The following is a 12,984-nucleotide window of genomic DNA, read 5'->3' as shown; positions in this document are numbered from 1 at the left end:
ATGAATAACAAAACTAAAATCTTGACTTTTGTCACCGTAATGCTAACAGTTTCTTCTTTGACTATTAGCACAGTTATCGCCAAGGCGAAACTAACAAATCAGTCAAAACTGTTTATTAACGGTATTGGCACAGTAAAAGTTGGCATGACTGTTTCTCAAGCGGCAAAGGCTGCTGGTACTAAGCTAGTGGGCGATTCACCAAATAATAATTGCTATTATGTTAAGCCACAAAATGAACCCAAAAATCTTTCGTTCATGGTGACAAAAGGTCGAATTTCCAGAGTAGATGTAAGGCAAAATAATCAGATTACTACCTTCAAAGGTGCAAAAATTGGCGACACCGAAGCGCAAATCAAGTCTCTTTACCCAGGACAAATTCAAGTCACACCTCATAAATACGTCCAAAACGGACATTACCTAACTTTCATCCCGAAAGACCCTAGCGATCGCAACTATCGCCTAGTCTTCGAGACTGATGGTAAACTTGTCACTGAGTTCAGAGCGGGTAAATTGCCAGAAGTCGAATATGTTGAGGGCTGCTCTTAATTTGGCGTTGCTGAATATGTCTAATAGACCTCCTGCATGAATATTTAGACACTGTGCCAGTTGGCGATCGCAGATAGCATAATAGACATCTTGCACAAATGCAAAATTCGCCCTCATCCCCCAACCCCTTCTCCCAAAATTGGGAGAAGGGGAGCGAATTTCAAAGTCCCTCTCCCAAGCTATGGGAGAGGGATTTAGGGTGAGGGCTGATACTATATCATGTCCGCCAAATTACCCATAATAAAAGAACCCCACCCCTTAATCCCCTCCCCGCAGGCGGGGAGGGGAGACAAAGCGTAGCTTTGGCGGGGTGGGGTTCTTCAGGTTTAATAAGCAATCAAGCGGACATGATATTACTCCTTATTTATCGACTTTATTTCTTCTGGTAGTAAAGTAGTTTCATCTTTAGGACGTTCGCTATCTACGGATTTGGCTATAGTTCTATAGGGTTTGATAATTAGACTGACACCAATCGTCCAACCTAATGCAACCATCCAACCTGCGAGAATGTCACTAGGAAAATGAACCCCTAAATAGAGACGACACCACGCAATTGCGATGATGTATAAGCTGCCGAATATGAGAATCAACCAGCGCCAAGAGGTAGCCCAAGTTAAAAATAACAAAATTGCTACCAATGTTACACTCGTCATCGCATGAGCGCTGGGAAATGCAAAAGTAGACTCAGGTGCAATAGACTGCCACAATTGTGGACGCACTCGATGCATTAATTGTTTTGCTGTGCGGTTGATGATGACGCTTCCTGCTGAGGCGGTGAGTAAATAAGCTAGCGATCGCCAGCGTTTTTGAAGTATTAACATCAGTGCGATCACCCCCAAAATCACCATTGCCGTCCAAGGCAACCCAATTGTCGCTAGGATGACAGCTAAAACGTCTAACTGTGGGTTTGCTGTAGAATGAACCGCTAACAGAATCGGCGCATCCCACGGAAAGCCTGCTTGATTCTTCCATATATTCACTGTCAGGATTTCAAAAATCTGCAAAGGTAAATAGACTCCGATCAAAAGGAGTAAGAGCGATCGCCAACGAGCAATCAACAGGTTTTTGAGAAAATCAAGCGGCGACTGACTCTCTTTATTGATTTGTTTCTCTTTTTCCATATCTAAGTTAAAAAGCCCAATCGACGACTTCATTGATTACAAATTACTGGAAACTTGAGAAGTTCCACAATGTTTACAGTACGACAAATGCTTATAAGTAAGATTATGGCAGTTATGGCATTCAATGTACTGATAATAACCGCAGTGTGGACAGTAAGTATCAAGATGTCGAATTTTCTTGGCACAATTGACACATCGTGATTTTTGAACTCTGCTAGCTGCTTGGACTTTAGCGTTAAAGACAAATTTTTGAAAAAATTGGATGATTCCAAAACCAATAACTGGAATTAGCAAGATATAAACATAATTTATCAGGAAAAGTAAACCGCCAAAAATGGCGCTAATTACATCAAATAAAAATTTGAATATTGCACCTATTTGGAGAAATTCAAATATTTTAATGATTAATGGGATAAAAAATATAACTAGCAAATGCCAGCTAATTAGCGAGACGAGTCCATATCCTCTTCTTTGGGCAAATTTCTGAACTGATAAGGCAATGAGAATCAGTGGTAAAAGAAAGAGGGACTGAAAACCAAGTTGGATACTTGGATACCAAAATGATGCCTGATGATAGCCTTTCTCGACTTCTTGAAATAGATTGTCATTTTTAAGAAAGGCTATAAAACTAATGCTTTCTGGTTGAGCGAGTAGTTCGTTTTTAAGAGTAGAAGTTTCTTGTTGAAGAGTAGAAATTTGGCGATTATTTTCTTCTAATGTCTGTTTAGCTTTTTCAGCACTGACTTGATTAATTGATTGTTCGCGATTCTGTCCGGCAATTTTTTCTAAAAGCGTTGAGTCATACTGAGATTTAATAGTGCGATTGGCTTGTTCCAGTCTACTAATTTTTGCTTGTTTTTCCTCGATAGTTTTGATAATTTGCTGCTTTTCAGAATTCTTAATCTTATCTTTGTAATCGGCATATTGCAAACACGTTTGAGAAACCTTACCTAGATGTCCTGCTTCGGCTTGTTGATAGTTTCCCCGAAAACTAAATTGATTGTTCGTGTAAGATGGCAATGAAAGTCTAACAATTTCATAGTCTTTATCTTTAGTGGTTTTTGCTCGGTAATTTTGCCACTCTGAATAACATGGATAAGCCTCAGTTGGACTGATATGCCATCTGCTAATATCATCGAGTCCGGTAAAAACATTAATTAAGATAAAAATATCAACTATAATAATGACAATCAAACTGACTTTATTCAGTGGTTCGTTGTTGATTGTTCTGGAATTACTAAAAAATTGACTCAAAATTCGGCGAATTCTGGCAAACATATTGTCTTTTAAAGAAATGTAAATTTAATCCGAATCAATTTTATGCGATCGTTAGTAAATAGCTAGACAAAAATACATCTAGCGATTTGAAGATTTGTTAACTGCTGGGGAAAAACAAAATTCCCGACAACTTTTGCGAAGTCGGGAATCGGTGTTTTTCAATTCTCACAAATCAGGCTGCGGTCAAAAATATCATAACTTTCACTGAAGTTTACACAATTGATGACTGTGTACTCCAACTCAATACCGTTCGGTTAAGAATATTCGTCGCGACTGTTTTAACGTGAGTTCGATGAACCTCTCCCGGACAACCTCCCTCTCCCACAGGGAAAGGGAGGAGCAACGAGAAATTAGAGTTTTGGCTCCCCTCTCCGTGTCGGAGCTTCTGTGTACACACATCTTGGTAATGAAGCGCAAACCTCGGATTTACCCCCCTTAATCCCCCCTTGCAAAGGGGGGAGATTAAAGATCCGGTTCCCTCCCCTTTGCAAGGGGAGGGTTAGGGTGGGGTAAAAGTGACGCAAAAACCCAGATGAGTAAGCTATTTCAGACTTGTGTGTACACTGTAGCCCGATGCCTTGGGGGAAATATCCGGTTCCCGGTTCTCCCCCAAGGCATCGGGGAGTTAGAGGGGGTGAGAAGGACTTGTGTATACACGGTAGCTGTGTCGGAGAGGGGTTGTCGAACTCGCGTTGTTTTAAAAGTCAAGCGTAGGCGTAGCCCACATCTGTGTACTCAATCGCAATGCGACAAAAATGCACTATTTTTTTGCTTGCCACGCCACTACACATTTCTATTTTTTAAGCAAAACCTATGCAGTATTGCAACCCTACTCAACCCTATTTAGCAGCGAAGTAGGCTTCTAATGCCTCAGAACCACCAATTAATTTACCATCGATAAATACTTGGGGAACTGTTGTTGCACCCGCAACTGCTTTTAGCGATCGCGTGGTGATATCCTTGCCCAAGGTAATTTCTTCGTAATTGATGCCATGTTCCTTGAGCATTGCCTTAGCACGGGCACAGTAAGGACAACCCACTTTCGCAAACAGGGAAACTACTTCGGGCTTAACTGCTTGGGGATTGATGTATCTGAGCATTGTCTCAGCATCGGACACCTTAAAGGGATCTCCTGGCTCCTCTGGTTCAATAAACATCTGGTTAATTACACCATCTCTCACCAGCATAGAATAACGCCACGATCGCTTCCCAAACCCCAGGTCTGATTTATCTACTAATAAACCCATACCTTCAGTAAATTCCCCATTTCCATCAGGAATTAGTGTGATATTTTCTACTTCTTGATCCTTTGCCCATTCGTTCATCACAAAGGCATCATTAACAGAAATACAGATAATGTCATCGACACCATTCTGTTTGAAAATTGGAGCTAATTCGTTGTAGCCAGGGAGATGAGTAGATGAACAAGTCGGAGTATAAGCACCTGGTAAAGAGAAGACAACTACTGTCTTATTAGCAAATAGCTGATCGGTTGTCACATCCACCCACTGGTCGTTCTTGCGAGTATGAAAAGTGACATTGGGTACTCTTTGTCCTCGATGATTGGGTAACATAATTTTGCTTGCCTTTAGTAATCAATTCCAGTCATAACCTATCATGGGAGAACTGGTACAATGTAACTATCAATCGTCTAAGAAACTTCATTAATGAAGGTCGCGATCGCTCCTACAAATTCAGTGGTTGATTCATAGGGTAAAACATTACGTCCGTTTATTTTTATACCTCTATTTTTAGGGAAACAAGCAAGATAATGAGCCAAGCGTTCATCTGGCGTTTCTTTTTTATTGTCTTGGCTAATACTCGATGCAGTTTCGCCCATAACTATTAATGTTGGTTGATGAATAGAGGCTATAAAACTAGTATAATCATCTCGCCAAAACCCTGCTAAAAAAGAAAACACTGCATGGCGGCTTGCAGGATTTTCTGCACCTACAAGCAATGTATTTAACCACTCTGCATCCACCGCATTTTCAGAAGCAAAGAGTTGACGAATTGAAAAAGAACGTAAAAATTTTGGAGTGCGTGCATAGCGATAAAAAGCACTGCCAAAAGGCGAATCTAATACATTCCAAAGAAATTTTTCCTGCCATTTTGGTGGTTTATTTGTCATCAAAGCCCACGTTGGCGGCCCAGAAAGTACCAATCCGGCAATTAAATTTGATTCCTTTTGGACTAATTGAATAGCAACTGGCAATAAAGCGCCTTGCACTACAACAATAACAGGTTTTTGGACTACTGTTTGTAAAAAGGACTGCAACTGTTCTGCCCAATCACTAGGAGTGTAAGCTATACGGGGCATATCACTTTCACCACATCCTAGTAAATCAGGGTTATAAATTGAATTACGCTGACCTGTACTATACCACTCGCGACAAAATCGTTGCCAAAATCGCCGCGACAATCCCACGCCAATCGGATGAATTAATAGTAAGGGAATGCCCTCAGATGTTGTATTAATTGGTTGATGTACTTCGTAGGCACAACGATAATTCTGCCAACTGTAAAACTGGCTAGGAGATGCTGTCAAATTAGTTGTGTTAGCTACAGCAGATGGTTGCATAATTCCTAGTTTTTAATACCTACTAAAAAATCATCTGTGGATGAATCAATTCGTATCCAGCTTCTTTGAGCTTTTCATTCGACACCCAAGCATTATAGGGACGAGTACTCTTGATAGATGTATCCCATTCTACTTTGGGTAAATTATGTTTTTCAAATAAGCTATCTAGCAAGTCTCGACTGGTGAGATGTGCATCATCTACCAGATTGTAAATTCCTTGCAAACGACGGTGACGGGCAAATTCTATCGCACTAACAATATCATCTAGATGAACCCAATTTGTGATATCCTCACCATTGCCCGGACGGGTTGTACCAGAATAGCTACCAAATATTTTCAATAGTTCTCTACCAGTTCCATAGATTCCTCCTAAGCGGAATATACAAACACGGAGATTTTCGCTAGATGCCGATAGCAACACCTCTTCTGTTTTGCAGAGGATTTGGGCATTTAAATTAGCGGGTGCAAGCGGTGTTTCTTCATCTACCCATACACCATTCCTGTCACCATATACGGCATAACTACCTGTGTATATTAACTGTTTTACACTCTTAATCTGCTGTAAGCACGAAACTAAAGTTTGGGCAGTTTGTAGATAAGTTTTTTCATAAACTTCCCTATCTTTTGCCCCAACACTTAAAAGTACAACATCTTGATTGTGTAAAACTGATTTTAGACCATCTATGTCATTACCACTGGTAACTACAACTCTTTGAGATACTGATTGTAGGGCGGGGACACGCTCAGGAGAAGTTGTGGTTACACTAACAGCAAAATTCATATCTTGCTGCCAATATTGAGCAACTTTATAACCAACATAACCACAACCAATGATTGCAACGTTCATGACAAATTAGACACAAATAAATTAAACTACTCATTGAGCCGATTTTCTCAATTAACTGTCTGGAAGTAAATAATTTTAACAGTCCAGAGCTAACAGTCAATAGTACAAAAATTTTGATTTAGTGACAAATGACAAATGACAAATGACTATTTCGCTAATTCTTTCTCAATTATGGCAATTATTTCTGGTGAATTTGGCTGGACACTACTATTAAATCGAGCTACCACTTCACCTTGCTTATTAACTAAAAATTTTTCAAAGTTCCAAGCAACAGCTCCCGTTGGCTCAACAGCTTTAGTAAGTCGCTCATAAAGTGGATGCTGCTGTGAACCTTTGGCATGAACTTTATCAAATAGTTCAAAGGTAACACCATATTTACTCGTGCAGAATTGCACAATTTCTTCATTGCTTCCTGGTTCTTGCGCACCAAAATCGTTACAAGGAAACCCCAAAATACGTAAACCTGCTTCTCCATACTTTTGGTTCAACTTTTCTAACCCCTCGTATTGAGAAGTATAACCGCAGAAGGAAGCCACATTTACAATTAAGAGTACCTTATCGGTGTAGTCGTTTAATTGCTTATCTTCACCGTTGATGGTCTGGACTGCAATATCCGAAATTGTGTTATTCATCTGAAATCTGATTGATAGGGAATATTGCCAAGTTTCCCATATTACAGGTACTCTAAACTTGGTTTCTTTTAGGAAATTAGGTTTGTTAGACTTGTTGTAACAATTCTATGTGAGTTGTGTAGTTGCAAAACCCTGTATCTTGGATAAATAGCTCAGTAAAGCTACTGTTTCAGCATAAATACGTTAAATTTACGTTGCTTTTAATACCAACTTTTGGGTGCAGCGATGAATCGATCTAGGTTGAAAGTCACAAAGAATTGACTCTTTGTATCAAAAGTTAACAACATCCTGAATTCTCCAATTTATGATTTTGGAAAATAGGTAGCTAGAAAGAATATAGTTACTTTTTTGTTGCATCATGAATTATATTTCATCACAAAAACCAAAAAACTGTATTTTATGATACAGTTTTTTGGTTTTGATAGTGAATAGAGCTAAAAATCACATTGTTAGCTTAAAAGAGCCATTTTAGGGTAGTTCTTTCTACCTGATTTTTTATTGACATTATTCAAGACAATTTTGGGCGCTTTCTCAGTCAACTTTTTTCAAACATTAAAGATTAAGTGAAGAAGACTTGACTCTTTGCGAAAATAGATCGTAAATTTCTTACGAAGAACTATAAAAAATATTTACAGATGTGCCAATAATTTTTTAAACTCCTACTAAGGTTATTTGAGTTTATGGTTTTTCAACAAGTTGTCTGAAGGAAAAACATCAAAACCCATTGGATCTAATTTCGGACAGAATTTTTTTCTGCTTAACCTGCTTTTTACCTTTTTTAAGAATGGTTTGGAGGATGATGCTCAAATTCATGTACAAACAAAAATCGAAAACAAAAAATAGGCATTTGTCTGCAAAAAGTTACGTTATAAACTCACAATCTAACTCTAAAGTCAAGCTATTTAATTTGATTAAGCGACTTTCTCCCAGTTGGCAAGCTTGTTTACCTATCGCTTGTCTGATTGTGTTGGGTTGGGGTTATGCCGCAGTTGCCCAAACTCCAGCCGCAGCGCCAACGACAGCAGAACTCAAAATTGCTATTGACACATTGTGGGTAGCGATCGCTGCTTTTTTAGTATTCTTCATGAACGCTGGTTTTTGTATGTTAGAAACTGGCTTCTGTCGCCAGAAAAATGCTGTCAATGTTCTTTCCAAAAACTTGATTGTATTTGCTCTGTCTACCGTTGCCTTTTGGTCAATCGGTTTTGCCTTAATGTTCGGTGATGGCAATGACTTCATTGGATTGAATGGGTTTTTCTTAAAAGGAGTAGATAACAGTCCTGCCACAGCAGACGCTTATAAAGGTGTGTTCAGTGCCATTAATTGGGCTGGTGTACCTTTAGCAGCCAAGTTTTTATTCCAGCTAGTATTTGCTGGAACAGCAGCAACAATCGTTTCTGGTGCAGTCGCCGAACGGATTAAGTTTGTTAACTTCCTAATTTTTAGCCTCTTACTTGTAGGTATTGCCTATCCCATTACCGGACATTGGATTTGGGGTGGTGGTTGGCTAGCAGATAGAGGCTTTTGGGATTTTGCTGGTTCTACGGTGGTTCACTCTGTAGGTGGCTGGGCAGCTTTGATGGGAGCAGCATTTCTTGGCCCCCGTTTTGGAAAATATCAAAACAAGCAAGTTGTAGCAATGCCCGGTCACAACATGAGTATTGCTACTTTGGGCTGTTTGATTTTGTGGTTGGGCTGGTTTGGTTTCAACCCCGGTTCTGTCATGGCTGCCGATCCTGGTGCGATCGCTCATATTGCTCTAACTACTAACATGGCTGCTGCTGGCGGTGGAATTGCCGCCACCATCACAGCTTGGTTGTACTTAGGTAAACCAGACCTCTCAATGATTATCAATGGTATTTTGGCTGGTTTGGTTGGGATTACAGCATCTTGTGCTTACGTAGGTGTCGCTAGTTCTTTAGTAATTGGCTTCATTGCTGGGGTACTGGTAGTTTTCTCTGTAACATTCTTTGACAAACTTGGCATTGATGACCCAGTGGGAGCTACCTCAGTTCACTTAGTTTGTGGTATCTGGGGAACTCTAGCAGTTGGTCTATGGTCTGTTGGCCCTGGTGTTTTTACTTGGTATACACGTGGGCCAGAAAAAGGTTTATTTTCCGGTGGTGGCTTTGGACAGTTTGGCGTTCAGTTGCTAGGCGTTGCCTCAGTAGGTGGCTTTACTGTTTTACTCAGTAGTATTTTTTGGTTGGCACTAAAAGCTACTTTAGGTATTAGAGTATCTAAAGAAGAGGAATTAGAAGGTTTGGATATTGGCGAACACGGTATGGAAGCCTATAGTGGATTTCTTAAAGAAGGTGATGCAACGGTATTTTCTGATGAACAAAGTTCAATTGGGAAATATTAGGGAAAATATTTCTTTAGCTCACCCTCTGGCATATTCTTAATTTGAGCTACCAATACACCATTAGTTGATTGAACTGATTTTGCAAAATTCTCTACCCAAGCGAGGGAAAGTAGGGAGTATAAAACCTCCTGCCCTCTGCCTCCTGCTTGATTGTTGAGTTTCGACTACGCTCAACTGCCGCGTAGTCGAAACACTGCCTCCTGTCCTCTGCCTGCTTCAATAATTTAGCGATCGCATTTTACCTTGTAAAAATTTTATGCTTAAAGGCTTAAGAGTTAGTCTGCTGCTATTGGCAGTTATGGGAAATTTGGCATGGTCATTTAGTGCCAAAGCAAATTTTAACGGCAAACTCACCGTGGAAATTGATGGCTTGAAGAATGAACAAGGACAAGTATGTGCCAGTATATTTGCTAGCAGTGAAGGATTTCCTAGCGATGGCGATCGCGGCTTACAAAAGCAGTGTACCAAGATTACTGAAAATCCCTTACCACTTACCTTTAATAACTTGAAAGCAGGTAGTTACGCCGTTGCTGTCTTCCACGATCAAAATAATGACCGCACTCTCAATACCAATCTTTTTGGTATACCAAGGGAAGGTTTTGGATTTTCCAGCAACCCAGAAATTCGCACAAGAGCGCCTAAATTTAACGAAGCAGCATTTTTAGTGGCAGGGCCAGATACTAGTATCCACATCCAGTTGAAATATTTTTAAGCTGACAGCAGATTCAGCTTGGTACACTGCCAATACTTCTTGGGTTTTGGGAAAAAGGAGAAGAAAAAATCTTTAATATCATGTCCGCTTGATTGCTTATTAAACCCGAAGAACCCCACCCCGCCAAAGCTACGCCTTGTCTCCCCTCCCCGCAAGCGGGGAGGGGTTGGGGGTGGGGTGTAATGACTGTGGTTAGCATAACTAATTATGCGGACATGATATAACCCAAACCCAGTAAACTTTTCCAAAATCCAATTCTTAATTAAAAATGCACAAAGCCAGAAGTATTGGGTACACTACCAATCTCTATTGTTGTGAATCATTATCAGAATCTTCCTGTAGACTCTGTTGCTTTGGCAAGTCACGTATTTGTATTCGATTCATCTGAGTCAAAGCATATCGTGCTGTTGCTTGCACATCGGCATCTGGGTCTTCTAGCGCATGGTGCAACATCTGAGTCATTTGACCCATCATGTCATAAACGCGCGTCAGGTCACGGATCGCATTTTGCCGCACTTGTGGACTTTCATCTTGAATTGAAATTGCTAAAGCACGGTTCATTGGTTTGAGTGTGCGGATGCCAATTTCTGACAAAGCTGCCAAAATTAAGCTGCTTTCTTGAGAATCAGCATCAATTATCAGGTCAACCAGATGTTGAATTGCCCGCGAATCTCCCTGCTGACCCAAATTCCAAATAGCCTTGCGCCGCTTCGTTGGGTCAGAACTACGCAAATCTTGAATTAATTCCTCAACGATATTGAGTTTAGCAAGACGGGAAGTTTTTTCTGGTAACAGTAATTCTGTGGAAAATGTTGGTGGTGGAGGAGGTGTTTGTAGAATAGTGACAGTTTCCAGTAAAGGTGGTGTAATCGGTTCTTTGTTAGCTTCACTCAAGCTTTTAGGCTCTGATATTTCGGACTTTTGCACTTGCTTGGCCTTTTGAAACGACCTCAGCAGATAAAAAAGTGCGCCACTACATCCTAAAACTCCAATGGCCAATAGTAACCACCAGACAAAACCTCTCTCAGGTGCTTTGGGATTTGCAGAAGTCGGAGCAATAGAGGTAACTATTGAAGAGGTAACTTTTGGAGAGGTAACTTTTGGAGAGGTGAAAAACTGCTTTTTCGCTGCCAAAGCTGCTTGCAGTTTCTCCTGAGTCGCCGGGCCAGCAATCCCATCTAATTTTAAACCCTTTAGTTTCTGGAATTTAGCTACAGCGATTTCTGTACTGGCGTTATACTGTCCATCTACCACGCCCCTGTAGTACCCCAACTGCTTTAATTGGGTTTGTAGTCTCTGCACATCTGATTTTCGACTACCATATTTCAAAACAGCCGGACTAGCAGTAACTGTCGAACTAGCTTGTGCAAGTTCTAAAATTTCAGGCGCTAGGTTAGGTGTAGCTGCACTTGAGCGATTTGGGTAAAAACCCACGCAAGAAAAACAGGTAAATATCAGAATTGAGGAACGGCATAGCCTCATATTGCAAGTTCCAGCCTGAACGTGCTTTTTAAATCTTCGATACCACAATAGCTTCTAGACGACCAAATGTTAACTGTCATTTTTAATTGGGAATTGGGAATTGGGAAAAAAGAGTCAGAAGGCAGTGTTTCGACTACGCGGCAGTTGAGCTTAGTCGAAACTCAACAACCAGGCAGAAGTTCTTTAATTTTAAATTTTAAATTTTGTTAGCGCAGCGTTAGCGAGTCTGCGTTCGCGCAGCGTCTCGTAGAGAGCGTCATTTTTAATTGATTTCTCCCTCATCCCTTACTTAATTACTAATTAAGAATTATTTTAACAAGTTAGGGTAAAATTTCTGGTTCCGATTCTCTAACTGCTAGGCTGATGGGGTTCAATTTGTTAGCAGATGCTTCTAAAACTGGTTGCTGTATATTAGCTATCTCGCCGACAGTAACTTTGTCGTTTTGTCCTCCTAAAGTATCACGTTGGTTGATGAGATAGATGCTGATTAAAGTGAGAAATACTCCTACCCACTGCAACGGATTGAGGACTTCTGAGAGGAAAAGATTGCCGAATAGTAGCGCAAAGACGGGTGTTAGGAAGGTGAGAGAACTAAGACTCGTGAGACTGCCACTAGAAGCAAAGTAGAAGAATAACCCATAAGCGATCGCGCTGCCAAATACGGTAGCATAACCCAAGGCCATGAAATCAGATCCTCCCAGATTTTCCCACTGCTGGGATTCAACAACTGATGAAATTCCCCATAGTGGCAATCCGCCCAAAATCATGTGCCATCCTGTAGCGCTTACAGGGTCAGCATGTCGGCACACAAATCGAATCAACACTGTTCCCACTGCCATTGATAGTGCTGCTAACAGCATTAACCACTCGCCACTAGCAAATAAATCTTGCCAGTTGCCGATTGTCATATTTGCGCCTGAGTCGAGAAAATGTAAAATCCACTCATCAGGTAAGCCAATTAAAGTAATGCCTGTGACTCCCAAGCCTAGCCCCAGCCATCCCCAAAAACCAATCTGTTCTTGGAATAGCCACAACGACAGCAAGGCAACAGCCAAGGGTTGCGAGTCAATCATCACAGACCCCAACCCTGCACTAGTTCTGACTAATCCCTCTGCCAAAAAACCTTGAAACAGCGTCCCATCTACTAGGGCAAATAAGGCAATCCACAGCCATGCAGCCCAACCCTTCGGCTGGGGTTTACCCATGAATGCTGCTGCAATCAGAATTAACATCCCTGCTGGTATCAGACGCACACCTGCCATGAATAGCGGTGTGGTATGGGGTATCACTCCTTTCATGGCTACCATTGCCGTCCCCCATAGGAAAAAGGGGGCGATTAACAACAGGGGGGCGAAGGGAAGTCGAGATGCACTGAGTTTCAGTTGCATGGGTTTGCTGATGCCTTTGTTTAACAAGCGCA

The 12,984-nt window shown here is 41.0% G+C and carries 11 protein-coding genes; 3 read left to right on the top strand and 8 right to left on the bottom strand.

Features of this window, described 5'->3' with window-relative positions:
* Complete coding sequence (locus tag RMY64_RS07215) at positions 1-546, top strand: hypothetical protein (protein ID WP_322675447.1); 546 nt, start codon at positions 1-3, stop codon at positions 544-546.
* Positions 547-899: 353 nt separating this feature from the next.
* Here RMY64_RS07215 and RMY64_RS07210 read toward each other — a convergent pair whose 3' ends face one another.
* From RMY64_RS07210 to RMY64_RS07185, 6 genes are all read right to left on the bottom strand, one after another.
* Entirely contained in the window at positions 900-1,700 is an 801-nt protein-coding gene (locus tag RMY64_RS07210) for a phosphatase PAP2 family protein (protein ID WP_416212133.1), read from the bottom strand.
* A gap of 3 nt (positions 1,701-1,703) precedes the next feature.
* Entirely contained in the window at positions 1,704-2,945 is a 1,242-nt protein-coding gene (locus tag RMY64_RS07205) for a hypothetical protein (RefSeq protein WP_322699696.1), read from the bottom strand.
* A gap of 839 nt (positions 2,946-3,784) precedes the next feature.
* A complete protein-coding gene (locus RMY64_RS07200) occupies positions 3,785-4,519 on the bottom strand; it encodes a glutathione peroxidase (RefSeq protein WP_322673906.1) in 735 nt (244 codons plus the stop codon).
* 77 nt (positions 4,520-4,596) lie between these two features.
* On the bottom strand, positions 4,597-5,526 hold the full coding sequence (locus RMY64_RS07195) for an alpha/beta hydrolase (RefSeq protein ID WP_322699695.1): 930 nt from the start codon (positions 5,524-5,526) through the stop codon (positions 4,597-4,599).
* Positions 5,527-5,548: 22 nt separating this feature from the next.
* Positions 5,549-6,373 carry an SDR family oxidoreductase gene (locus RMY64_RS07190; protein ID WP_322699694.1) on the bottom strand — a complete coding sequence of 275 codons (825 nt, stop codon included), beginning with the start codon at positions 6,371-6,373 and terminating at the stop codon, positions 5,549-5,551.
* 146 nt (positions 6,374-6,519) lie between these two features.
* On the bottom strand, positions 6,520-7,005 hold the full coding sequence (locus RMY64_RS07185; RefSeq protein ID WP_322673909.1) for a glutathione peroxidase: 486 nt from the start codon (positions 7,003-7,005) through the stop codon (positions 6,520-6,522).
* Between the two features lie 811 nt (positions 7,006-7,816).
* Here RMY64_RS07185 and RMY64_RS07180 point away from each other — a divergent pair.
* Together RMY64_RS07180 and RMY64_RS07175 are read left to right on the top strand one after the other, a co-directional pair.
* On the top strand, positions 7,817-9,370 hold the full coding sequence (locus RMY64_RS07180; RefSeq protein WP_322699693.1) for an ammonium transporter: 1,554 nt from the start codon (positions 7,817-7,819) through the stop codon (positions 9,368-9,370).
* A gap of 256 nt (positions 9,371-9,626) precedes the next feature.
* A complete protein-coding gene (locus RMY64_RS07175; RefSeq protein WP_322673911.1) occupies positions 9,627-10,082 on the top strand; it encodes a DUF2141 domain-containing protein in 456 nt (151 codons plus the stop codon).
* Positions 10,083-10,388: 306 nt separating this feature from the next.
* On the opposite strand, the gene RMY64_RS07170 is transcribed toward RMY64_RS07175, so the two are convergent.
* A complete protein-coding gene (locus tag RMY64_RS07170) occupies positions 10,389-11,564 on the bottom strand; it encodes a peptidoglycan-binding protein (protein WP_322699692.1) in 1,176 nt (391 codons plus the stop codon).
* 320 nt (positions 11,565-11,884) lie between these two features.
* The gene (locus RMY64_RS07165) at positions 11,885-12,952 is read right to left on the bottom strand and encodes a DMT family transporter (RefSeq protein WP_322699691.1); all 1,068 of its coding nucleotides are present in this window, start codon (positions 12,950-12,952) and stop codon (positions 11,885-11,887) included.
* Positions 12,953-12,984: the final 32 nt, after the last annotated feature.

This window comes from Nostoc sp. DedQUE08 (genome assembly GCF_034530895.1).
Taxonomy (GTDB): Bacteria; Cyanobacteriota; Cyanobacteriia; order Cyanobacteriales; family Nostocaceae; genus Nostoc.
This window is presented reverse-complemented; position numbering and strand designations above follow the sequence as displayed.